Source organism: Acinetobacter sp. 1124_18A (assembly GCF_052824995.1).
This window is the reverse complement of the sequence record NZ_VTDF01000006.1, coordinates 85,654-110,307: the sequence shown is the minus strand read 5'-3', so window position 1 is coordinate 110,307 and position 24,654 is coordinate 85,654. Positions and strand designations below refer to the sequence as shown.

25 protein-coding genes are annotated in these 24,654 nt (G+C 38.8%); 14 read left to right on the top strand and 11 right to left on the bottom strand.

Going from position 1 to position 24,654, the window contains the following annotated elements; genetic code table 11:
* Positions 1–23: 23 nt before the first annotated feature.
* From FY048_RS13355 to FY048_RS13345, 3 genes are all read right to left on the bottom strand, one after another.
* Positions 24–1,361 carry a CitMHS family transporter gene (locus tag FY048_RS13355; RefSeq protein ID WP_446091465.1) on the bottom strand — a complete coding sequence of 446 codons (1,338 nt, stop codon included), beginning with the start codon at positions 1,359–1,361 and terminating at the stop codon, positions 24–26.
* A gap of 567 nt (positions 1,362–1,928) precedes the next feature.
* Complete coding sequence (locus FY048_RS13350) at positions 1,929–3,254, bottom strand: hemolysin family protein (RefSeq protein ID WP_016138909.1); 1,326 nt, start codon at positions 3,252–3,254, stop codon at positions 1,929–1,931.
* A gap of 110 nt (positions 3,255–3,364) precedes the next feature.
* Entirely contained in the window at positions 3,365–4,354 is a 990-nt protein-coding gene (locus FY048_RS13345; RefSeq protein WP_003653025.1) for a LysR family transcriptional regulator, read from the bottom strand.
* 587 nt (positions 4,355–4,941) lie between these two features.
* Between FY048_RS13345 and FY048_RS13340 the strand changes: the two genes are divergently transcribed.
* Positions 4,942–6,546, top strand: coding sequence for an isocitrate lyase (locus FY048_RS13340; protein ID WP_016138908.1), 1,605 nt, complete (start codon positions 4,942–4,944; stop codon positions 6,544–6,546).
* Positions 6,547–6,605: 59 nt separating this feature from the next.
* Here the strand turns inward: FY048_RS13340 and FY048_RS13335 are convergent, their stop codons facing one another.
* Together FY048_RS13335 and FY048_RS13330 are read right to left on the bottom strand one after the other, a co-directional pair.
* A complete protein-coding gene (locus FY048_RS13335; RefSeq protein ID WP_446091464.1) occupies positions 6,606–7,076 on the bottom strand; it encodes a copper resistance protein NlpE in 471 nt (156 codons plus the stop codon).
* A 187-nt stretch (positions 7,077–7,263) separates the two neighbouring features.
* A complete protein-coding gene (locus tag FY048_RS13330; protein ID WP_005042208.1) occupies positions 7,264–7,587 on the bottom strand; it encodes a hypothetical protein in 324 nt (107 codons plus the stop codon).
* 201 nt (positions 7,588–7,788) lie between these two features.
* Here FY048_RS13330 and FY048_RS13325 point away from each other — a divergent pair, with 201 nt between their 5' ends.
* From FY048_RS13325 to FY048_RS13290, 8 genes are all read left to right on the top strand, one after another.
* Positions 7,789–8,664 carry an urease accessory protein UreD gene (locus FY048_RS13325; RefSeq protein WP_446091463.1) on the top strand — a complete coding sequence of 292 codons (876 nt, stop codon included), beginning with the start codon at positions 7,789–7,791 and terminating at the stop codon, positions 8,662–8,664.
* 100 nt (positions 8,665–8,764) lie between these two features.
* The gene (gene ureA / locus FY048_RS13320) at positions 8,765–9,067 is read left to right on the top strand and encodes an urease subunit gamma (protein WP_002117495.1); all 303 of its coding nucleotides are present in this window, start codon (positions 8,765–8,767) and stop codon (positions 9,065–9,067) included.
* An 11-nt stretch (positions 9,068–9,078) separates the two neighbouring features.
* Complete coding sequence (locus tag FY048_RS13315; RefSeq protein WP_013198608.1) at positions 9,079–9,387, top strand: urease subunit beta; 309 nt, start codon at positions 9,079–9,081, stop codon at positions 9,385–9,387.
* Positions 9,388–9,424: 37 nt separating this feature from the next.
* On the top strand, positions 9,425–11,125 hold the full coding sequence (ureC, locus tag FY048_RS13310; protein WP_446091462.1) for an urease subunit alpha: 1,701 nt from the start codon (positions 9,425–9,427) through the stop codon (positions 11,123–11,125).
* Positions 11,126–11,197: 72 nt separating this feature from the next.
* A complete protein-coding gene (ureE, locus tag FY048_RS13305; protein ID WP_045434551.1) occupies positions 11,198–11,680 on the top strand; it encodes an urease accessory protein UreE in 483 nt (160 codons plus the stop codon).
* Positions 11,667–12,332: an urease accessory protein UreF gene (locus tag FY048_RS13300; RefSeq protein WP_446091461.1), complete on the top strand. Its 666-nt coding sequence runs from the start codon at positions 11,667–11,669 to the stop codon at positions 12,330–12,332. Before ureE ends, FY048_RS13300 begins: the two co-directional genes overlap by 14 nt.
* A gap of 24 nt (positions 12,333–12,356) precedes the next feature.
* Positions 12,357–12,971: an urease accessory protein UreG gene (gene ureG, locus FY048_RS13295; protein ID WP_017391680.1), complete on the top strand. Its 615-nt coding sequence runs from the start codon at positions 12,357–12,359 to the stop codon at positions 12,969–12,971.
* 9 nt (positions 12,972–12,980) lie between these two features.
* Entirely contained in the window at positions 12,981–13,550 is a 570-nt protein-coding gene (locus FY048_RS13290) for a HupE/UreJ family protein (RefSeq protein ID WP_446091460.1), read from the top strand.
* 41 nt (positions 13,551–13,591) lie between these two features.
* Here FY048_RS13290 and rsmD read toward each other — a convergent pair whose 3' ends face one another.
* Both rsmD and mrdA read right to left on the bottom strand, forming a co-directional pair.
* Complete coding sequence (gene rsmD, locus FY048_RS13285; RefSeq protein WP_446091459.1) at positions 13,592–14,143, bottom strand: 16S rRNA (guanine(966)-N(2))-methyltransferase RsmD; 552 nt, start codon at positions 14,141–14,143, stop codon at positions 13,592–13,594.
* Positions 14,143–16,161, bottom strand: a complete 2,019-nt coding sequence (mrdA, locus tag FY048_RS13280; protein ID WP_446091458.1) for a penicillin-binding protein 2 — start codon at positions 16,159–16,161, stop codon at positions 14,143–14,145. Before mrdA ends, rsmD begins: the two co-directional genes overlap by 1 nt.
* Before the next feature lie 235 nt (positions 16,162–16,396).
* Between mrdA and FY048_RS13275 the strand changes: the two genes are divergently transcribed.
* From FY048_RS13275 to FY048_RS13260, 4 genes are all read left to right on the top strand, one after another.
* Positions 16,397–16,915 (top strand): hypothetical protein, encoded by a 519-nt coding sequence (locus FY048_RS13275; RefSeq protein ID WP_005042185.1) that lies wholly within the window; start codon positions 16,397–16,399, stop codon positions 16,913–16,915.
* Between the two features lie 59 nt (positions 16,916–16,974).
* Positions 16,975–18,288: a hypothetical protein gene (locus FY048_RS13270; RefSeq protein WP_133746558.1), complete on the top strand. Its 1,314-nt coding sequence runs from the start codon at positions 16,975–16,977 to the stop codon at positions 18,286–18,288.
* Positions 18,289–18,374: 86 nt separating this feature from the next.
* A complete protein-coding gene (gene adk, locus FY048_RS13265) occupies positions 18,375–19,028 on the top strand; it encodes an adenylate kinase (RefSeq protein ID WP_003652994.1) in 654 nt (217 codons plus the stop codon).
* A gap of 71 nt (positions 19,029–19,099) precedes the next feature.
* Positions 19,100–19,237, top strand: coding sequence for a hypothetical protein (locus FY048_RS13260; protein WP_336169372.1), 138 nt, complete (start codon positions 19,100–19,102; stop codon positions 19,235–19,237).
* A 37-nt stretch (positions 19,238–19,274) separates the two neighbouring features.
* Here FY048_RS13260 and nth read toward each other — a convergent pair whose 3' ends face one another.
* Both nth and FY048_RS13250 read right to left on the bottom strand, forming a co-directional pair.
* Complete coding sequence (nth, locus tag FY048_RS13255) at positions 19,275–19,964, bottom strand: endonuclease III (RefSeq protein WP_005048343.1); 690 nt, start codon at positions 19,962–19,964, stop codon at positions 19,275–19,277.
* Entirely contained in the window at positions 19,965–20,756 is a 792-nt protein-coding gene (locus FY048_RS13250; RefSeq protein ID WP_446091457.1) for an RnfABCDGE type electron transport complex subunit B, read from the bottom strand.
* 272 nt (positions 20,757–21,028) lie between these two features.
* On the opposite strand from FY048_RS13250, the gene gdhA reads away from it, so the two are divergent.
* On the top strand, positions 21,029–22,432 hold the full coding sequence (gdhA, locus tag FY048_RS13245; protein ID WP_446091456.1) for an NADP-specific glutamate dehydrogenase: 1,404 nt from the start codon (positions 21,029–21,031) through the stop codon (positions 22,430–22,432).
* Between the two features lie 55 nt (positions 22,433–22,487).
* On the opposite strand, the gene FY048_RS13240 is transcribed toward gdhA, so the two are convergent.
* Positions 22,488–23,597 carry an META and DUF4377 domain-containing protein gene (locus FY048_RS13240; protein WP_016138892.1) on the bottom strand — a complete coding sequence of 370 codons (1,110 nt, stop codon included), beginning with the start codon at positions 23,595–23,597 and terminating at the stop codon, positions 22,488–22,490.
* A 169-nt stretch (positions 23,598–23,766) separates the two neighbouring features.
* Entirely contained in the window at positions 23,767–24,543 is a 777-nt protein-coding gene (locus tag FY048_RS13235; protein WP_446091455.1) for a DODA-type extradiol aromatic ring-opening family dioxygenase, read from the bottom strand.
* Positions 24,544–24,654 lie beyond the last annotated feature (111 nt).

The window sequence follows — 24,654 nt, the reverse complement described above, 5'->3', positions numbered from 1 at the left end:
CTTTTTTTATTGTAAAAGAATAATTAAAGCGTGCTAAAGAGTGGGAAAACACCAATCACTAAAGCAGTACCCATTAATACCATACAAGTTATGAATGCCCACTTTAAAGTGAACTTTTGATGGTCAGCAAAATCGACTTTAGCAAGACCACATAACAAATAGGTTGATGGAACAAGTGGTGAAAGTAAGTGGACAGGTTGGCCTACAATCGAAGCACGAGCAATCGCTTCTGCACTAATACCATAATGTGAAGCAGCTTCAGCAAGAATAGGTAAAACGCCATAGAAGAAAGCATCATTTGACATGAAGAATGTCAAAGGCATGCTTACTAAAGCAGTAATCGGTGCAAGGTATGGGCCCATGCTCGGAGGAATCATTGCGACGAACTCTTTAGACATCGCTTCAACCATACCTGTACCAGATAAAATACCTGTGAAAATACCTGCTGCGAAAATCAAACCTACGACAGCTAAGACACTGTCAGCATGCATTGCAATACGTTTTTTCTGCATATCAACATCTGGGTAGTTAATGAGCATTGCGATACAGAACGCTATCATGAACAACACAGACATAGGCAAAATGCCTTTGATCAACGCAATCATAAGAAGGATTGTGAGCACCATATTTACTTTGCGTAAATGTGGACGAGTCGCTTCAGGATCTTTCGATACGGTAATATTGTCGCCATGGTGAGTTTCAAGCTCAATAACGCCTAAACGTTTTTGCTCGTAACGACCATATAGGTACGCCAAAAAGAATAACCAACCAATACTAATGACCATAGGAAGAATCATTGGTACGAAAATGTGGCTTGGGTCAATTTGCAGGGCGCTTGCAGCACGAGCTGTAGGACCACCCCATGGTGTTAGGTTCATTACACCACTACATAACAGCATAAGTGCAGTCATGATGAGTGTATTCATTCCTAAGCGTTGATAAAGTGGCAGCATTGCAGCTACACAAATCATATAAGTTGTTGAGCCATCACCATCTAAAGAAACCATTGTGGTTAAGAACACGGTTCCCATTGTGATTTTTAGAGGATCGCCTTTAACCTTTTTTAAAATCCATTTAACCGGTGGATCGAAGAGACCTGCATCGATCATTAAGGCAAAATATAAAATTGCGAATAAAAGCATTACGCCAGTTGGCGCTAATTTTTTGATGCCTTCTAGCATCATCTCACTGAGACCTTTGAGTTCAATGTGACTCAAACTTTCAAAGTAGTGACCAAGGCCCCAAGCAATAAGAGAAAAAATAAATGGGATGAGAATTAAAGCAATAATAGGGCTTAAACGTTTGGACATGATTAAGTACATGAAGCACAAAATCATGCCAACACCAAGTAATGTCAGCATACAATCAATCCTTTGCCTATAGTTTTACTGAACAAGTTTATTCAAAACTCTGACCTTGGTTATTCTTATTAATTTTTAATAAAAAGACAAATAATATATTTAGTTTATTTGGTTAATATATATTCAGTTGAAGAGGTATATTTAGGCGAAATACTGAACATATATATTAGGATTATAGTAAGCATATAATAAATGTAACTCATTATAATGGATTATAAAGGTTTTATAAAAATAAAAATTATATGATATTTTTTTTCATTATATGTGTTTTGATGGTTGAGATGAGAAGGAGAACCATTTAAAGACTGGCTTTGAGCTAAGTTACATAAGTTTGGTGGTAATGTAAATTGGGGCTTAGTCGCTTCGTGCTAATTGGGATATATGGATTATTCTATTATTTTTCAGTATTTAAGATTTAATATAAGTGATGATTTAAATAATATTACTTTTAGATTAAAAGAACAACTTGAATTTATGAATCTAAAATAATTATTACATATATTTGAAAAATTTATTTAGATTAAAAAAATACCCCGCATAATTGTGAGGTATTTAAATTAATATAAATCAGTTTTCATCAATTGATGAATGTACTTCGGTTTGTTCTAAAATTCGAGTTACAAGGAGTTGGTCAATTTTAAAATGATCAACATCGACTACTTCAAACTTGTATCCACCAAATTCTACAAAATCTGCCGGGCGTGGAATTTTACGTAGGCGGTACATCATGAAGCCTGCTAATGTTTCATAATTTTCTTCATCAGGCATTTCGTCAATTTCAAGTGCGTGTCTTAAGTCATCGATTGGTGTGCTGCCATCAATTAACCATGAGTTATTATCACGTTTAAAGATTTGCTGGTCTTCCTCAATTGGGGTTACCCAGTCGCCCATAACCGTAATCATAATATCGCTTAAAGTAATAACACCTACGACAAGCGCATATTCGTTTATTACAACCGCAAACTTTTCTTTTGTAGAGCGGAAACGATCAAGTAATTCCGAGAGGGTTAGGGTATCGGGAATCATCAAGACAGTACGAATGGTTGTTTCATTCAATTGCGTTGGAGATTGATTGTTTAAAATGCGAACAAGAAAGTCTTTGGCATCGACGTAACCAATGACTTGATCAATATTTTCATTACATACCAAAAATTTTGAATAAGGATATTCTGCTAGTTTTTGGCGAATGCTATCTTCGTGTTCATTTAAAGTGAAATAAACAACATTTTCACGTGTTGTCATGCTGGAAGGTACGTTACGTTCTTCTAATTCAAAAACATTCTCGATAAAGTGATGTTCTTGTTTTTGAAGTACACCTGCTTGAGCACCTGCGTCCATTACTGCTGAAATATCATCAAAAGTAATGTTGTCTTCTCGAGTTGTATTTACTTTAAATAAACGAAATAGCAGGTTGGCAATTGCATTAATTCCCCAAGCTAAAGGTTTGCAAACCTTAATAAAAACCTGAATTGGATTAATAACACTAATTGCAATTTTTTCAGGTGCAATCATAGCCAAACGTTTTGGCATAAGATCGGCAAATAAAATAAACAGTGATGTCACTAAAGTAAAGGATAGGGCAAAACCGATTGTCTGTGTCCAAGGGCCTACATAGAAACGGTCCACTAAAGTGACGAAATAAGGACGAAAAGCAGCTTCACCCAAAATACCGCCTAAAATCGCGACTGCATTTAGACCAATTTGAGAGGCTGCAAAAAAGTCAGCAGATTGTTCTTGTAAATCTAGTACTTGTTGGGCGCGTTCTTCACCCGCTTCGGCTAGAATTTTTAGCTTAACTTTTCTGGCACCAGCTAGTGCAATTTCAGTTAAAGATAAAAAGCCTGCTCCGATGATAAGCAGTACGATGATAATGATATTTTGAAAGAGACTCACAAATCACCTGAGATTCATCATTATTATGACTATGTTTTAACATAAAAAAGCGCTGAGGTAATCAGATTGATTGCTCAGCGCCTGAAATCGACAATTAAATTAAAATTTATTTAATAGTGAGAAAATTGTGAATTATTGGTTAGAAATTCACGGTTTTCCTCTTCAATCATTTGACGAGCAACAAATAAGATAAGTTGGCGCAACCAGCGATGAGCAGGGTGATGATGTAACAACGGGCACCAAGCCATTTTAAGTTCGAACTCTGGAATATAAAAAGGAGGATCCTTTATAACCAGTTTAGGGTTCTGTGTTTGTAGACGTGCCATCCGTGTTGGGAGAGTGGCAATAAGATCTACGTTTTGAGCAAGTAAAGCTGGCATTTGGTAGTGACGAGTAAATACAGAAATTTTACGACGTTGACCAATACGTTCTAATGCCTGATCAATCCAGCCTAAACCACCTTGTTTATCAGGGTTTACGCCAAAACCGACACCCATACCTGTTTTAGAAACCCAGATATGTTGAGCATCTAAATAGCTTTTTAAATTTAAATGAGTTACAGCAGGGTGTTTGTCGTTAAGAATACAACTGAAACTATCACGCCAAACTAAAACCTGATGGAAACTTTGCGGTATTTCATTAAATCTATTAATTGCGAGATCAACTTTACCTTGCTCCATGTCTCTATAGGACACATCACTTGGTGTAAGAAAATCAAGAACAACGTTTGGAGCTTCAGAGCGGAGCGCTTTAACAAGACGAGGAACTAAAGTTGCCTCGGCATAGTCCGATGTCATAATGCGGAAAACACGATTACTTGTATAAGGGCGGAATTCGGTACGGGGTTCCAAAATCATGGAGAGATCAGCAAGTGCATCACGAATACGAGGTTGTAATTCAAGAGCACGTTCTGTTGGAGTCATCCCTTCAGAAGAACGGATAAGAAGAGGGTCATTAAATAAATTACGTAAACGACGTAAAATATTACTCATGGCAGGCTGAGTTACCCCAAGTTGTTCGGCTGCGCGTGTAACATTTTTTTCACGAAGAAGTACATCAAGATATATTAATAGATTAAGATCTACTCGCTCCAGATTCATAAAAAAAATACCGAAAATAAAACCCTGAAATTGTTTCAAATTATGCCATATCTAATAACTATTGTGTGAAAAAATGATGAGAAAAACGACATTTTTTGTAGGAATTAAGTAGGTGTAAAAAGTACTTCAAACGCTCGATTTTATTGTCTTTGCTATGTTTTTAAGTATGAAGGTGACAAATAGAATATATTTATATATAACTTATTACTTTCTAGCATGAAAGTTGACTTTTAACATTGGCAAAATAGCCTAATTTACAATTGACTTTTAAAGTTAAAAATGGGTGGAAAAAACTTCAGAAATTGTATAAAAATAAGACTTACTAAGTTTTTAGAATAAAATTCTATACTCCTTTAGAATAATTTTATTTTTATAAACAAAGTGTTAAAGTTTTTGGTTTTATCTATAATATCGATTTATCGGTACATTTTTTAAATAAATACTGAAGATTAATAAAGGATATTGGATTAATTGATTGGCTAAGTCTAAGCTGTGTTCATGAAGAAGCAGCTGGTGTCATAAGAAATTTAAGTACATGACTCTAGGCTTTAATCGATGAAATCCTAAAATGAATACAGGACAATATCATGACTACATATCAAACAGCGATTGATGCAATCCGCGAACTAAAAGCAAAATTCGGTAGCACTTGGCGCGATATTAGCCCAGAAGATGCTGCACGTATGCAAATGCAAAACCAATTCAAAACTGGTTTAGACATTGCTAAATATACAGCTGCGATTATGCGTCGTGATATGGCTGCTTATGATGCTGACTCTAGCAAATACACTCAATCATTAGGTTGCTGGCACGGTTTTATCGCACAACAAAAAATGATTGCAAACAAAAAATACTTCGGTACTACTGAACGTCGCTATATCTACCTTTCTGGCTGGATGGTTGCTGCTCTTCGTTCTGAGTTTGGTCCACTTCCTGACCAATCTATGCACGAAAAAACTTCAGTACCTGCATTGATCGAAGAAATCTACACTTTCTTACGTCAAGCTGATGCAAAAGAATTAAACGATTTATTCCGTGCGCTTAAAAAAGCAAACGAAGCTGGTGATACTGCTAAAGCTGCTGAAATCACTGCTCAAATCGATGGTTTCCAAACTCACATCGTACCAATTATTGCGGACATCGATGCTGGTTTCGGTAACGAAGAAGCGACTTACTTACTTGCTCGTAAAATGATTGAAGCTGGTGCTTGTGCGCTTCAAATCGAAAACCAAGTATCTGATGCGAAACAATGTGGTCACCAAGCTGGTAAAGTAACTGTTCCACATGAAGATTTCATCTCTAAAATCCATGCATTACGTTATGCATTCTTAGAAATGGGTCTTGATGACGGTATCATCGTTGCACGTACTGACTCTGAAGGCGCTGACTTGACTCAAAAAATCCCAGTGGTTAAAGAGCCAGGTGACATTGCTTCTCAATACATCGGTTTCTTAGACACTGTTGAAATTGACATTGCTGATGCTCAAGAGGATGAAATCTTGATCAAACGTAATGGTAAATTACACCGTCCTAAGCGTTTAGCTTCTGGTTTATACCAGTTCCGTGCTGACACTCAAATTGATCGTGTTGTACTTGACTGTGTATCTAGCCTTCAAAACGGTGCTGACCTTCTTTGGATCGAAACTGCGACTCCAAACGTAGAAGAAATCGCTCACATGGTTAACCGTGTTAAAGAAGTTGTTCCAAATGCTAAGCTTGTTTATAACAACAGCCCATCATTCAACTGGACTTTAAACTTCCGTCAACAAGCTTACGATCGTTGGGTTGCTGAAGGTAAAGATGTTTCTGCTTACGACCGTGCTAAATTAATGAGCGCTGAGTACGATGCTACTGAATTAGCTGCTGATGCAGACGCTAAGATCCGTACATTCCAAGCAGATGCTTCTCGTGAAGCGGGTGTGTTCCATCACTTGATCACACTTCCTACTTACCATACTGCTGCTCTTTCTACACATGAGCTTGCACAAGGTTACTTCGGTTCTGAAGGTATGTTGGCTTATGTTGCTGGCGTACAACGTAAAGAAATCCGCGGTGGTATCGCTTGTGTGAAACACCAAGCAATGGCGGGTTCTGACATCGGTGATGATCATAAAGAAATCTTCTCTGGTGACAACGCACTTAAAGCACATGATGATGCTAAAAATACAATGAACCAATTCGCAGCTCACTAAGAATTGATTTCAAAAGAAAACCCGCTCACATGAGCGGGTTTTTTATTATGAAAAAATAATTATTTTTTCAATACATAATGCTCGGCTAAAGAGCCTTCAATTTTCTTACCTTCTGTATCTAAAGCAGTTGCCGTGTTTTCACCAATAAAGAATTTACGGTTTTGAGATTTATCATCTAAGGTAATGACTGAAGTATTATCTTTGTCAAAAGTAAATGTACCATGGGTTTCAAATGGTTTCTTATCACCTTTGCCAAGATAAGTTTCAGTCAATTCATAAGTTTTATCATCTTTTAACTCTAACTCAGTTTTGATGCCTTCACAGTCCGCACATGGAAGAGTGCCTTTATATGTGCCATCCCAATCTAGTGAGTTTTCAGCCGTATGAGCAGTATCTACTGCATTGTTATTCGCTTCAGTAGTTTGTGCTGGAGCAGAGGCTTGTGTTGTTGTATCGGCTTTATTTTCGTTTTTGCTACAAGCAACAAGAAGGGCACTTACAAGTGCAACTGATAATAATGTTTTTTTCATGATGATCTAAACCTCGGAAAATAAATAAAAAAGCAAATAACAGGCTATGAAATATGAGAGCTTAATAAAAGTTTAAGTATGTAATTTAATTTTAACAAAAGGTAAAGTGAGTAAATTTTGGAATAATTATTAAAACAAAAATAAAAAGGAGGTATCCACTAAAACGATTTAATGAATACCTTATAAATTACGGTTGCGCTGAAACTCCACCTAGAGAGTCACATGCTGATTTATAGAGTTGGTATTGTTGCTTTAAAACTTCATCTAGCGGCATGTCGAATAATTCTTCACCATTTTTGTAGCTCTCTACATATGAAGTTGCTTTTTCTTTGCTTACCGCTAAAGATTGCTGGTAGTAAGAATTAATCGAGCTTGTTGCAAGTTGGCTTGTCTCAACATTTTTACATTCGAAATTGTGCAGGATCTTTTCTGCACGTTTGACCTCACTAGATTGGCCAAAAATACACCCAGTTAAAAAGACAAGTGGGGTTAACACGAAAAAAAGTTTCATGGAGAGCAAGTATGGAAGCAACGGTGGGCGCTATTGTATAAACAATTCCATAAGTTACTGTGGTTTTATGTTAGACATTGATGATTTTTTAACTCATTAAAATCGAAAAATTGTATCTAATTTTATCAGTGGGCTTATTTTCATATTTGGTGCGTATTTTGCTTATAAGTTTAAGCACTTATTTTGAACATATGAACCAGAATGAATCAGGTACAAACGTTTTCAAAAAACTCTTTAGCACCATTTTGGTATGCGCGATTAGAACTCGGATTTTGTTTTGAAAATTCACGCACCATAATGAGTCATAGAAAGCATTATGGCCCTGTTAGGGTGCAAAAAATGCTCTGGCCTGAAAGAACCGGTGTATGTCATGCCATTATCGTTCATCCACCAGCAGGAATTGCAGGAGGTGATCATCTGACGTTTGAAATTGAAACCAAAGATCAAGCTCATGCGGTAGTCACTACTCCGGGCGCGGGGAAATGGTACAAAACCAATGGTAAGCAAGCTTTTCAGCATATTCATTTACATGTGAAAGATCAGTCCATTTTAGAGTGGGTCCCACAAGAAACGATGCTGTTTGATGGGGCTTTAGCACATTCAGAAACTCATATTCATCTTGATAATGCTGCAAGTTTTATTGGGTGGGATATGTTGGTGCTTGGGCGGCAGGCGCGTGCGGAACGCTTTGTTCAAGGGAGTTATCACAACCAGTTTAAATTGTGGCGAGAACATAAGTTATTGGTTGCAGATACATTGTATTTTGAAGGAGAGGATCGTTGGCTGAGTTCATGTTTGGGTATGAATAATCAAGCTGTAATGGGAAGTTTTTGGGCCGTCGCTCCTGAAAAATATCGTTCATCATTTTATTTAGAACAACAGTTAGAACTCATTCGTGAATTGATGATGCGTATGCAAGTACCTGTCACATTAACTCTATTGGATGATGTTGTTTCGGCCCGTTTTTTGGGAAATGATGTCCGACATTGTCATGATGCTTTCGCAGCAATACGAGCAAAATTAAGACGTTATTGGTTTGATTTAGAAGAAGAATTTCCAAGAATTTGGAAAACCTAAGTTACGTTAAATTGCGTATTTAAAAAACAGTTAAAACAAGTATGCTGTTTTTGAGCACGTATTTTGCTTAAAGAATATAAATGAAATTTAGGAAAGAGAAATGGAACTCAATCCAACAGAAAAAGATAAGTTACTCATTTTTACTGCAGGTTTAGTGGCTGAGCGTCGTAAAGCGCGTGGTTTGAAACTGAATTATCCAGAAGCTATTGCTTTTATTTCAGCAGCTTTACTTGAAGGTGCACGAGACGGTATGACGGTCAGTGACTTGATGCATTACGGTACCACCTTATTAAAGCGCGAAGATGTGATGGATGGTGTGCCAGAAATGATTGCTGAGGTTCAAGTCGAGGCAACTTTTCCAGATGGCTCGAAATTAGTCACAGTCCATCAGCCAATCGTATAAAAGGAACGCTTATGATCCCCGGTGAAATCATTACTCCAGATGCTGATATTGAACTGAATGTTGGACGACAAACTTTAAAAGTTGTAGTTGCCAATATTGGTGATCGACCTATTCAGGTGGGTTCTCATTTTCATTTTTATGAAGCAAATGATGCATTACAGTTTGATCGCGAAATGGCGAAGGGTTTTCGACTGAATATTGCAGCTGGTACAGCAATTCGTTTTGAACCGGGACAAACTCGAGAAGTGGAGCTTGTTGCTTTGGTCGGTAAACGAGAGGTTTATGGTTTCGCAGGCCGTGTTATGGGCAAGTTGGATTAAACATAACAACGATAATGAAAGAGATGAGTAATAAGTTATGAAAATGTCACGTCGTGCATATGCTGAGATGTTTGGTCCAACGGTTGGTGATCGTATTCGTTTGGCGGATACAGAGCTTTTTATTGAAGTTGAGCAAGACTTAACGACTTATGGTGAAGAAGTTAAATTTGGTGGCGGAAAAGTTATTCGTGACGGGATGGGGCAATCACAACTTTTAGCTGATGAAGTTGCTGATACAGTCATTACCAATGCTTTAATCGTGGATTGGTGGGGAATTGTTAAAGCTGACGTGGGCTTAAAAAATGGCCGAATCTGGAAAATAGGAAAAGCTGGAAACCCCGATATTCAACCAGACATTACGATTCCTTTAGGGGCTGCAACAGAAGTGATCGCAGGTGAAGGACAAATTTTAACAGCAGGTGGTATTGATACCCACATTCACTGGATTTGCCCTCAACAAGTTGAAACTGCGCTAATGTCAGGTACAACAACAATGGTCGGTGGTGGTACAGGACCAGCAGCTGGAACCTCTGCAACGACAGTGACTCCAGGGCCTTGGCACATTGCTACCATGTTACAGGCAATTGATGATTTGCCTATGAATATTGGTCTATTGGGCAAAGGTAATTTGAGTTTACCTGACCCCATTCGAGAGCAAATTAAAGCAGGAGTAATTGGCTTAAAGCTGCATGAAGACTGGGGTTCAACACCAGCAGCTATTGATAACTGTTTGAGTGTGGCTGATGAATTTGATGTGCAGGTGGCAATTCATACAGATACTTTAAATGAAAGCGGTTTTTTAGAAGAAACTCTAGCTGCATTTAAAAATCGTACGATTCATACATACCATACCGAAGGCGCGGGTGGTGGGCATGCACCTGATATTTTAAAAGCGATTGGGCAAAGTAACGTATTGCCATCTTCAACTAATCCAACGCGACCTTATACGATTAATACCATTGATGAGCATTTAGATATGCTCATGGTTTGCCATCATTTAGACCCAGCAATTGCTGAAGATATTGCTTTTGCAGAAAGTCGTATTCGCCGTGAAACGATTGCAGCTGAAGATATTCTGCAAGACTTAGGCGCGATTGCCATGATGTCATCTGACTCTCAGGCAATGGGCCGTGTGGGGGAAGTCATTTTACGTACTTGGCAAACTGCCCACAAAATGAAAATTCAACGCGGCCTTTTAGAGGGTGATAACGAGTTTCATGATAATAATCGGGTTAAACGTTACATTGCCAAATATACGATTAACCCAGCAATTACACATGGTTTAAGTCATGAAGTTGGTTCGGTTGAAGTTGGAAAACTTGCTGATTTGGTGTTGTGGAAACCTGCCTTTTTTGGGGTGAAGCCATCTATGATTATTAAAGGCGGCATGATTGCAGCAGCACCAATGGGTGATATTAATGCTTCAATTCCGACACCTCAACCAGTGCATTACCGTCCAATGTTTGGCGCCTATCCACGTGGTGTGCACAACACCTGCATTACCTTTTTATCTCAAGCAGCGATTGATGAAAAAGTTGCTGAAAAATTAAACCTTAAAAAGTTAATTAGTCCATGTAAAAACACGCGTGCGATTAGCAAAACCGACATGAAACACAATACATATTGTCCTGTTATGCATGTACATCCCGAGACTTACGAAGTGCGTGCAGATGGTGAATTATTAACATGTGAACCTGCTGAAGTATTGCCAATGGCTCAGCGTTATTTCTTGTTTTAATGAGTTTTACAGAGGTGATTTGCCTCATTAATTTATACACATGAATGAAATAAATAAGGAGAGAAGAGCTAAATGAAAATCTATACACAACGCCTTGAACATATTTCTCCTGATCAGACATTTGAAACGGTTGAACTGACTTTTGATACCCGCCAAAAATCACGGTTTCGAGCAGCTTTAGCGAGTGGCGTAGATATTGGTGCCGATTTACCACGTACTGGTATTTTGCGTAGTGGTTCATATATTGCAACTCAACAAGGTGATGTACTACGTGTTGATGCTAAACCTGAACGTTTAATGCAAGTCAGCGCAGCAAGCGATTTTGATTTGCTTAAAGCAGCCTATCACTTAGGTAATAGACATGTACCATTAATGTTGACCCCTACAGCTTTGTATTTTGAGCCTGATCATGTGCTTGCAGAAATGGTGGAAGGTTTAGGGCTTACAGTTTCAGAAACTGATCATCCGTTTGAACCTGAAAGTGGTGCTTATGCGCAGCATAGCCATGATCATCGCTTAAGCCCAATCAAAGCTTTGCACCATGTCCATTCATAACACGGCGCAATTACTTCAATTACTGACATTGTCTTCTACGGCATTGCCAGTCGGAGCATATTGTTATTCACAAGGTGTAGAAACAGCCATTGATATTGGCTTAATACACGATGAAACGTCGGCAATTGCTTATTTCGAAGAAGTGCTTGAAATGCTGTTACTACGGTTTGAGCTACCAGTGCTGAAACGTCTCATGCAACATCATGATGACCAAGATCAGTTTCTGGTTTGGGCACATTTATATAGAGCAAGCCGAGAAAGTAAAGAGCTTTTAGCAGAATCTCAGCAGCTGGCATTTTCTTTAAATGCGTGGATTAGAGATGTTTTAAAAAAAACTGTTGAGGTTAAAAAGCAGTTTGGTTTTGTGCCTGTCTATGCACAGCTCTGTGGTCGGCTTGAGCTTAAAGATGTTGATGTGCTCACAGCTTATACCTTTACCGTTTTAGAAAATCAGGTTCTGGCTGCGGTAAAAACCGTACCGTTAGGGCAAATGGCTGGACAAAGAATTTTATGGCATTTACATGGTTTAGTACCACAGGCGATAGAAAAAGCCTTAAAACTTAATGATGAGCAATTGAGTAGTGCTTTACCTCGTTATGCCATGCTGAGCATGAAACACGAAACACAATATTCACGGTTATTCAGATCTTAAGCTTAGGAAAGAAGGATAAAAATCATGACAGAACGTAGTCCATTACGAGTTGGAATTGGCGGACCGGTGGGTTCGGGCAAAACTGCGCTTACTCTTAATTTATGTTTAGCCTTGCGTAATAAATACAACATGGCTGTAGTAACGAATGATATTTATACCAAAGAAGATTCAAACTTTTTAACCCGTAACGAAGCGATGTCGCCAGAGCGTATTGTAGGTGTAGAAACAGGGGGATGCCCACACACAGCCATTCGCGAAGATGCTTCAATTAACTTGGCTGCCATTGATGATTTATGTGAAAAATTCGAAGGCTTAGAGCTCATTATTATTGAAAGTGGTGGTGATAATTTAGCAGCAACATTTAGCCCCGAACTTTCTGATTTAACGTTATATGTAATTGATGTAGCCGGTGGCGAAAAAATTCCACGTAAAGGTGGGCCGGGCATTACCAAATCAGACTTACTCATTATTAATAAAACTGACCTTGCGCCAATGGTCGGTGCAAATCTTGATGTTATGGATCAAGATGCGAAACGCATGCGCGGTGAAAAACCATTCTTATTTTCAAATATGAAAACACAAGACGGTCTTGAAGAAATTATTCAATTTATCGAGAAACAAGGGCTGTTTAAAGCTTAAGGGGAGATTATGGACTTCATAAAAAAATGGGGCATAGGGCTCCTTGCATTGCTACCTACACTTGTAATGGCACACCCTGGACATGACCATGAACATTCGGGTTTTATGGCAGGTTTTATTCATCCATTTACTGGTCTAGATCATTTAGTGATGGCCTTAGCTTTTGGTGTTTTACTCTGGTCAGCAGCTAAACAATGGAAAATTGCGGGTGTAATGACTTTGAGTGTTACTCTGGTTGTGGGTTTTTTGATCGGTGCTCAAGGTTTAGTACCTGCAAATGTTGCTGAATATGGGATTGTTGCTTCTTTGATTGTTACAGCAATTGCACTGTGGACAAAATCAAATCGTGTTTTACCAATTGCTGCGGCATTACTTGCAAGCTTTCATGGCATAGCGCATGGGGTTGAATTAGCACATGCAGGACATGTCGTTGCATTAGTGACAGGTATGGTTGCGGCTATGGCTTTAATTTATTGTGGTGGATTGGTATTAGGTGCTGCACTTACACGATATGTGCCTTATGGCAAAAAAATTGTAGGTACTTGTGCGGCAATTGTTGCAGTGATTGGATTAAGTTAGTTATAACTTAGAAATTAAAAGGTAGCGTTAGGCTACCTTTTTTATTCAGCTACTTTTTGATAAAGCCCTGCGTGTACTGTACCAGCTTTCGTTGTTTTAACTTGTTGCCATGTGGCTGGAAGATGAAGCTGGGATAAATCTCGGTCAGCTTCAACGTAAATATATCCATTCTTTTTAATATGCGGCTCTGCCAAGTTCGAGAGTTCTTGCCATAAATCTAGACTATAAGGTGGATCTAAAAACACCACATCGAACTGTTCTTTTAAACGGGGTAAAGCTTGTTGGGCAGTTGCATTGATTAAATGACAGTTTTGGGCTTTTAATAGCTCAACATTATCTTTTAAAAAACGTGCCTGAGTCTTGTCTGGTTCAATCATATAAACAGACGCAGCTCCACGTGACAATGCTTCAAAACCTAATGCACCAGAGCCTGTGCACACATCAAGGACATGTGCATTTTGAATATCCCACATTAACCAGTTAAACAAAGTTTCACGTACTCTGTCTGGAGTGGGGCGTAAGCCATCAATGCTAGCAAAAGGTAGTACTCGTCTTTTCCATTTGCCGCCAATAATACGTAATTGATTTTTCATTATTCGTCGACCTCATTAGTTGCAGGACGAGTTGGTGTAGCTTGTGGTGTTGATGCTGCAGGTGCAGGTGCAGTTGAAGTAGCTGGTGCTGGACTAGAGCTTTCACCACCGCTAGAGAGTTCACCTGGCTTAATCCCAGCTGTCATCAGTCCACCATTTACTTGATGGTTTGCTGGTCGGATTGGATTTTTCTTACGAGTTAATAACCAATAATCAAAAATAGGTCTTGCAAGTTGGGCAGCAGAACCACCATGACGACCATTTTCCCAAATCACGGCAATCGCAATTTCTGGTTTGTCAGCAGGTGCAAATCCAACGAATAAGCCATGGTCAAGTTGGCGTTCGCTCAGGGCTGATTCATTGTAACGTTTACCCTGTGCAATACTTTTAACCTGCGCAGTTCCTGTCTTTCCTGCAATTTGGTACAAAGGAGTACGAATGCCTCGGCCAGTACCTGATTGAATTACATCAATCATGGCATCGCGCATTTGAACCCAGTCTTCATCCGTTCCGTTGAAGTTGATTTTGCCATCAGGCGCATTACGTACAGTAAATGGTTTTGCACCATGAGTTGCCCGTAAAACGTGAGGGGTGACATGAGAACCATGATTGGCTGTAATTGCAGTTGCCATAGCAAGTTGTAAAGGGGTGGCTGTAAAAGCACCTTGGCCAATACTCACAGAAATAGTTTCACCTTTCATCCATTTGGCTTTGCGAGTACGCATTTTCCATTCAGGATTTGGATAAAGACCTTCACTTTCACTTGGTAAGTCGACACCTGTTTTTTGACCGAATCCAAATTGACGCATCCATTGGTTCATTTGATCAATACCCATTTGATGGGCAAGAATATAAAAATAGGTGTCACATGACATAATAATGGCTTTATGCATGTTCACGATGCCATGACCAGATTTTTTCCAGTCGCGGAATTTATGAGAATCACCAGGTAAATGGAAGTAACCTGGGTCAGAAATTGCTGTTGACCAGTTTACAATCCCGTAGTGTAAACCGCCCATGGCTTCCATTGGTTTAATGGTAGAGCCAGGTGGATATGCACCTTGTACAGCACGGTTATAAAGGGGTTGATCTAAACTATCACGTAAAGAACTATAATCTTTATGGTTAATACCAGTCACAAATAAATTAGGGTTGAAACTTGGGCTAGATACCAAGGCCAGAATTTCGCCAGTACGAGGGTCGATGGCGACAATGGCACCACGACGGCCTGCGAGCTGTTGAGATGCAACCGCCTGTAAACCATAATCTAAAGATAAATAGAGGTCATTCCCGCGAGTGGGGTCTTTACGGCCTAAATGGCGCAATATATTACTATGGGCATCTGCTTCAACAGATTCATAACCCGGTGTTCCGTGTAGCAAATCTTCATAGCTTTTTTCAACGCCAATCTTTCCAATCAGGTTGGTTCCCGCATATAAATCTTTATCAATACTTTTTAATTCTTTATCGTTAATACGCCCTACATAACCAATCACATGAGCAAATAACTCACCATGTGGGTAATAACGGGTCATTTGCGTTTCGATTCTTACGCCGGGAAACTTATATTTAGCTTCACTGAACTTGGCAATATTGGCTTCTGTTAGATTAAGTTTAATCGCGACACGTTCAGTTTTTCGAGCAGTTTTTATACGACTTTTGAAACGGTCAATATCTTCTTGTGTTAGATCTAAAATAGGCTGTAGCTGCTCAACAACATGGTCTGCATCTTCTACATCTGTTTTACTTAAAGTTGCTGTAAAAACAGGATAATTATCTGCTAATAAAACACCATTTCGGTCATAGATATAACCACGAGCAGGTGGAAGTGGCTGCAAGCGAATTCGGTTTTTGTCAGATGCAGTAGAGAATTCGTCGTAGTGAAAAATTTGTAGATAAGCGTATCGGCTAATTAATACTAATAAGCAAATGATAACCAGACCTACGGCAAAAAAGATTCGTCCTCGATAAATGCGCTTTTCTTGCTGGATATCTTTTAAAGGAAAGTGCTGCTTCATAAGGATCGACTTAATGACATAGGGTAGAAAAATAGCTGCTTATTCTAACGCAAGAGAGCTTAAAATATTGCATAATTTTCAAAGTTTCATTGCATTTCCATAAGATACTTTTTGACTTTGCAGACAACAAAATTGTAGATACTTGTATATAAGAAGCAAAATAATTCTGTTAAAGTCTCTCATTCAATAGAATAGGGTTGTTCTCACCATACGATTAGGGAAAATGGAGAAAATAATGAGAAAAATTTATCCCTTACTTGCAGTTTTGACGGTAAGTAGTTGGGCTCATGCTCAAGACTATTCGTTTCTTCCAGAAGCAAAATTAGCAGGACATACCGCATCTACGTGGAATGTGGGTGCAGGTTTTACACAAAAATTATTACATCTAAACGGCGAATGGGTAAACCCTTATGGTATTGCCTATGCAAAAGTTGGTGCATTTTTGAATGGTGACAAAACTGCTGGTGGCCAAGTCGGGTTTCGCTATCCTTATTATCTTACCGGCACAGATAAAAATGGTTACTATATCGGTTTTTATGCTGGGCATCTCGATAGTAAAGAGGTCGATGGTGATTATAAATCCCGTTTAGGCGCTGGTGTCGATTTGGCTTATGTATTGTTGAATTCAGAAAGAATTAGTACTTTTAGTGTGGGTATTGGTGCGGCGGAAAAATTAACTGACCAAAATGGAAATGTTGCCGCGGATACTAAACCACAAATTCAATTTTCTTATTCTCTAAGTTTTGGTTTATAAAAAAGCAGTTTATTGTTAACTCGCCATAAGCAGAGCACAAATAAATACGAGAGTCTTACATGTTAGAGTACGTCAGCGGATTGTGGCAGACCTTTTTACACAGACCTGATTTTTGGGCCGTTTTGAGTATTATTCCAGTCACTGCCTTTGTTACATGGGCACACGTGTGGATGGCTTTAAAAATGGTGTTTTACCCAATTAAATTTTGGGGTTTCCACTTAGGTCCATTACCAGTAGGTTGGCAAGGTATTGTGCCACGTAAGGCTGGACGTATCTCAGGTATTATTACTGACAATACTTTATCTAAATTAGGTTCATTGCGTGAATTTTTAGAAGCAATGGATCCTGAAGACATGGCACGCATTATTGGTGAGCAGGTTGGGTTTGAACTTGAACACCTGATTGATGAAGTCATGATCGATCGTAATGCTGTACTTTGGGAAAACTTACCTTATTCAATTAAACGCCGTATTTATGCTCAGGCGCATAAGCAATTACCAGGCGTGTTAAGAGAATTAGTGACTGAGCTGACCATGAACGTCGAGTCACTGGTTAATATGCGTGAAATGGTGGTGAGCCAGATGGAAGGTGATCGCCGTTTGATGGTACGTATGTTTTTAAAAGTTGGACAAAAAGAAATCAACTTTATTTGGCATATTAGCGCTTTAATTGGAATGTTCTTTGGTATTTTCCAAATGATTGTTTGGTTTGTCGTACCTTGGCACTGGACAGTCCCGTTTTGGGCTTCAATTTGGGGGTTTTTAACGAACTGGATTGCAATCTGGATGGTGTTTAACCCTCTTGAACCACATTATATTCGTTACCCACAGATTTTTAGGTTAACAAAAGATCGTAAGTTTCCTTGGATTGTACCGGTTCTTCGAATTGGGACCTATAATTTCCAAGGTGCTTTCATGAAGCGTCAAGAGGAAGTCTCTGATGTGTTTTCAAGCGTAGTAACAGAAGATTTGATTACGTTAAAATCGATTATGACCGAAATGATGTACGGGCCGCGTAAAGATAAAACCCGCCGCATTGTGAAGCGTCATATTAACGAAATTATGGAAACACCGTTAGTTCGTACATCTTTACAGCTTTCTTTAGGGCCAAGAGAGTACGCAAGGTTAAAGACGGACTTGATTGATCGTTCAATTGAAATTACGATGGGACCCGTATGTGACCCAGCGCTGAACGCAAGCCGGGCACAGAAGATTTTTCAAATGTTTAAAGAGCGTATTCGCGAACTGACACCAAAAGAGTTTCAGAATTTATTGCGTCCTGCATTTCAGGAGGATGAGTGGATTCTTATTGTACTAGGTGGGGTAACCGGATTTATTGCTGGTACAATACATTTGTTTGTGGCTTTCTTATAATTCGACGTCGGGCAGGATCTATTGAAGATTAATGAGACTTTTTCTGCCAGACTTCACATTCATTGTTTTAAATGAGGATGTTTTTTATGCGCATTATCTTACTCGGACCACCTGGGGCAGGCAAAGGGACTCAGGCTCAGTTGATCTGTAAGCGCTACAATGTCCCACAAATTTCAACCGGTGATATGCTCCGTGCTGCAATTCGTGAAGGTACTGAATTAGGTCTAAAAGCTAAAAGTGTAATGGAATCTGGTGGTTTGGTTTCAGATGAACTTATTATCGGTTTAGTAAAAGAACGTATTGCTCAACCTGACTGTGCAAATGGCTGCATTTTCGATGGTTTCCCACGTACTATTCCACAAGCTGAAGCTTTGGAAAAAGAAGGGATTAGCATTGATCACGTGATTGAAATTGATGTTCCTGATGAAGAAATCGTACAACGTCTTTCTGGTCGTCGTCAGCATCCAGCTTCTGGCCGTGTTTATCATACAGTTTACAACCCACCTAAAGTGGAAGGTAAAGATGATGAAACTGGTGAAGATCTTGTTCAACGTCCAGATGACCAAGAAGAAACGATCCGTAAACGTTTAGCTTCTTATCATACAGAAACTGAGCAATTGGTTGGCTTCTATCAAAGCCGTGCTGCATCTGGTGAGAATGCGCCGACTTATGACAAGCTTAATGGTTTACGTACAATTGAAGATGTACAAACAGACTTGTTTAATATTTTAGATAAATAATTTAATATTGTTTGTGATAATGAGCCCTCTTTGTGAGGGCTCTTTTCTTTTATTCGGTGCAGGAGAACAATATGAAAATCATATTGATTTTGGTGGTATTGCTAAGTCTGGCACTCGTCATCTTTTTGAGTTATCAGAGCTATAAAATGCTTAGGCAGGTACAAAAACAAGCAAAAGAAGAGCGTAACCAGAACAAACGTCTAAAGTAAGATTGACTGGGTATATTATCTATACCCAACCATATTTTTAAGCTTCAATATTTTTAATAGCAATTTGCTTTTGTGCACCAAATTCAAAGCGATCAGGCCAGTTGCAAACATCTGCAACTACACATTCAGCACATTTGGGTTTACGGGCAATACAACAATAACGGCCATGTAATATGAGCCAGTGATGTGAATCTAAAATAAATTCTTTAGGAATGACCTTAATTAAGCGGTGCTCAACTTCAAGTACATTTTTACCTACGGCTAAGCCAGTTCGATTTCCCACTCGGAAAATATGGGTATCGACAGCCATAGTCGGTTGCCCAAATGCTGTATTTAAAACAACATTTGCGGTTTTACGTCCGACGCCTGGTAAAGCTTCCAAGTCTTTTCTGTTGCTTGGAACTTCGCCGTTAAATTGTTCCATTAAAATTTTACAGGTCTTAATGACATTTTCGGCTTTAGCATTGTAGAGGCCAATTGTTTTAATATATTCCTTTAACCCATCTACGCCCAAGTTATAGATTTTCTCGGCTGTATTAGCTACCGGGTAAAGTTTATCAGTTGCTTTATTTACACTCACATCGGTCGCTTGAGCTGACAGCATAACTGCAATCAGTAACTCAAAAGAAGATGAATATTTTAACTCGGTTTGAGGAGAGGGCCGTTGTTCACGAAGGCGTTCAAAGAAAATTTGAATCTGCTTTTTCGTCATATTTTTGACAGCCATTCAGACCTCCTGTAGTTGCATGAGTTGCTGTTGTAATTCTTCGAGTTGAAGACGTTTTTTAGCATCTTCACGTACACTTAACTGTTTTTCCAGTTTCTTAATTTGTGTACGAATTTTAGCTAACTCAATTGTAGTTTTAGCATCAGTTAGCACAGTCTCTTTAGGTTTCTCAATGAGTTCAATTGAAGGTAATTCATCAAGTGCCTGAGAAAACTGCGCAAACAGTTGAGTATCAATTTCAGCACGTACTACAGGCCCTTTACGGTGACTGCGACGCTTTTCTTCACGTTGAATATGTGCGTAATAGCGTTGTCTTAAATCATCTTGCTCTGCGTTACGCTGTTGTTCATTTGGTAAGGCTTGTGTGTCCTCAACCAAATCAATGCAATCTACGGGACACGGTGGAATGCATAGCTCACAACCCGTACATAAGTCGGTCAAGATGGTATGCATGAGCTTACCACTGCCAATAATAGCATCTACAGGACAAGCACTAATACATTTGGTACAGCCAATACATTCATCTTCACGAATAATTGCTTTCATTCGCTGTGGGCGACCATCTGTTTGTACAGGCCATACGCTACTTTCAGCAATTAATGGAGAGCGATTTAATAAATTTGCGAGTGCATCAGCAACAGGTTGTCCACCTGGAACACATTTATTTGCTTCTTCACCTTCAGCAACCGACTTTGCGTAGGGTAGACATCCATCACGATGTCCACATAGACCACATTGTGTTTGTGGTAATAACGCATCAATCTCGCGTATGAGAGAAATAGATGAATTCATAGGGGGCAAATAGCTTGGTTAAAACGATGCGATAATGAAGAAAAACCTAAGTAAGGTCAATGGATTTTAACGAATTTATCGGGTTTTTAATTGACCTAAAATGTCGCCAATATTGCACAATAATAGATCAATAAAAGTGAAAAGTTAAATGACTATTTCTTATTTTTAAGTAGTTTTTCTAAAAATAAGTTTTTGATAATTAAGGTGAATAAAATAATTTAAAATAACTATTGTTAAAATTGATGGAAAGGGATTTAATATTTTGCTGCTAAATGATGCATTTAATAATGTATTGCACCAATTTAATTCATTACTATGCTGAGGACCGTGCATTGAAATATAACAACCTGAATGAATTCCTGAATTACGTGCAAGCGCGTGATCCGCATCAACCTGAATTTTTACAAGCTGTCGAAGAAGTAATGACGAGTTTGTGGCCTTTTATTGAAAAAAATCCGGAATATGCAGAGCAGGGTTTGTTAGAACGTTTAGTTGAACCAGAGCGTGTGATTCAATTTCGTGTTTCATGGATGAATGATCAAGGTCAGACTCAAGTTAACCGAGCTTTCCGTGTTCAATACAATTCAGCAATTGGTCCATTCAAAGGGGGAATGCGTTTCCATCCATCGGTCAATCTATCAATTTTAAAATTTTTAGGTTTTGAGCAGACTTTTAAAAACTCACTTACTACTTTACCCATGGGTGGCGGGAAAGGTGGTTCAGATTTCGATCCTAAAGGTAAATCTGATGCTGAAATTATGCGATTCTGTCAGGCACTCATGATTGAGCTATATCGTCATTTGGGACCGAATACTGATATTCCTGCGGGTGATATTGGCGTGGGTGCGCGTGAAGTCGGTTATATGGCAGGTATGATGAAAAAGCTGAGTAATGACACCGCTTGTGTCTTTACCGGTAAGGGAATTTCATTTGGTGGTAGCTTAATGCGCCCTGAAGCTACTGGTTATGGTACGGTTTATTTTGCAGAAGAAATGCTTAAAGCACGTGGGCAATCTTTTGCTGGTAAAACTGTTTCAGTATCTGGCTCTGGTAACGTTGCACAATATGCAGCAGAGAAGGCCATGTTCCTAGGGGCAAAAGTTGTTACTTTATCTGACTCTAACGGCACAGTTTATGTAAAAAATGGTTTTACAGATGAGTTGCTTGTTGAAGTCATGAATCTTAAAAACGTTAAGCGTGGTCGTATTTCCGAGTTTGCTTCTAAACATGGTTTTGAATATTTTGAAGGAAAAACGCCTTGGCATATTCCTGTCGATATTGCTTTACCATGTGCTACGCAAAATGAATTAACAGGTGAAGATGCTAAAACGCTTATTGCAAATGGTGTAATTTGTGTGGCTGAAGGCGCTAATATGCCATCTACACTTGAGGCAGTTGAACACTTCATCGAAGCTAAAATTTTGTATGCGCCAGGAAAAGCATCTAATGCTGGTGGTGTTGCAACGTCTGGTTTAGAAATGTCTCAAAATGCAATTCGTTTAAGCTGGACACATGCTGAGGTTGATGAACGCTTACATGCAATCATGAAAGACATTCATGCCAATTGTGTAAGATACGGTACTAAAGAAGATGGTACTGTTAACTATGTTGATGGTGCCAATATTGCAGGTTTTGTAAAAGTAGCTGATGCAATGCTTGCTCAAGGTATTTTCTAAAAATAGAAATAAAAAATCCGATGCAAAAGCATCGGATTTTTTTTAGTCTAAAAACTTATTTTTTAGGTTTTTTAACTAGTTCTTGTTCAACAACCATATCTAATACATCAGCTTGACTAGATTGGTCTGCTGCTGGGTTTTTCACTTCAAAACGTTTTACACGTAAAATTACGCGTTGATCTGGATTGTGTTCAAAACCTTCAATTTGGCCATAATATAATGACCAGTTTTTGTCAGCGTAAGTTTTAACGCCTTTGTCATCATATTTAATTTCACGAACTTGCATACAAGTTTGTGGTGCTACACCAGTACATGATTTAGTTTGTGGAGCAACTTCTAGGAAAACAGTTTTTCCTTCAGATTGATATTTTGCTTCAGGTGTCATTTTACCAGTAAAGGTATATTTTTGACCTTGAGCATCAGATACCGTTAGAGTTGGTTGATCAACGTTTGTGGTATTGAGTTCAAATGGAATCGCACGTTTTTGGAAAAGGCTGCTAGAAAACTGTTCCTGTTTCATTAAAGCAGGTTCACACGCCATCATTGTTGACATTACATCAGCAGTTACGATGGTGTTGTTTTCAACTTTCCAAGTTGTTCCTTGGCGATTACAACCCGTTGCGATCGATAAACGGTCATTGGTAAAGTTAAGAACGATAGGTTTTTTTGTATTTTCAGGCTGATAAGACCAAGAGTAGTCTGTTAAAGCTTGAGTATTAACTGCTTTTTGACCTTGGAAAATATGTTTTTGACCAGTTTTATCTGTCACGCTTAAAATCACCTGACCATTATTGTTACTAATTTCGATTGGTAATTTCGCGTCATTAAAGATGCTATTAGAAAGTTGTTCTTGTTTCATTAGGTCATCTTGGCAAGCCATCATGGTTGAAACAAGGTTAGAAGTAACAAGTTGGTTGCCTTCAACTTTCCAAGTACCGCCTTGACTATTACAACCTGTATTGATTGCTAATTTGCTATCTGCATTAAAGTTAAGGATAAGTGGTTTAGAAGCTTTTACATTTTGATAAGTCCAAGCATATTCACCTAAAGTGGCCGCAAGGTTTTGTTGTTGCTCAGATACAATTGGAGCTGGAGTATTCGTAACTGTTTGACATGCCATCAAAGAAAAAGGTAATAACGCAAGAATTAAATATTTAATTTTCATTTAAAAAACTTCAAGTAAAAAAACAACAGCAATAAGCTTAAAACATTCTTAAAAAAAGAAAATGTAAACATTTGATTGTTTCGGTTTTTAAAATGTATAAGTTTGTAAGTTATTCTAATTTTCAACAAAAATAATGGTATACCCCGAAAAACGGGGTATTTGTTAATAATTAATCAAAACGATAGATATCCATGCCTAGTGAGCCCATTGTGAAGCTACTGTGAACAATCGTAAAGCGATTGCCTGTGCCCATAGCAAAAAACAAAGGGGCAAAATGTTCAAGGGTAGGATGATTACGTTTTACATAGGGCAATGATTGCCAGTCCAGTACGCCATCATAATCTTGATGTGTAAGTTTATTCACAACAGCATTTCTAAAAGTCGAAGCCCATTCAGGAACTTTGGAATTGTCTCCTTGCCAAGATAACTCTGCAAGATTATGGGTAATACTGCCTGAACCAATCAATAAAATTTGTTTGTCCCGTAAAGGTGCGAGCGTCTGTCCTATACGGTAAATTTCTTGTGCGCTTAAATTGGTTGGCAAAGAAATCTCGACCACAGGAATGTCAGCATCAGGATACATATGCAATAGAGGCATCCATACGCCATGGTCACGAGGGCGCGTACTATTCGCATGTGCCACAAGATGGGCATCTGCCAGTAATTTTAAAATTTCTTCAGCGAGTTCTGGTTGTCCAGGTGCGCTGTAGCGAATTTCATATAACTCTTTAGGAAAGCCGCGGAAGTCATGCCATGTTTCTGGACGTGTCGAAATACACACTTCAAGTGCTTTACTTTCCCAATGGGCAGACATCACAATGATTGCCTTTGGTGTGGGAAGATTTGCACCTAAACGATGTAGAGCAGGTCCTACTTGTTCTGGATCAAGTGCAAGCATGGGTGAACCATGTGAAATAAACAGTCCAGGAAGGGTTTGTAGTTCCATTGCATTGCACCTGAGTTGAAAAGCAGAATAATAGTCATTATGCCAAAATCAGGGCATGTTAAAAGTATCCTGATTTCAACGGATTGTTCCTAAAATGAAACGGTTGTTGTT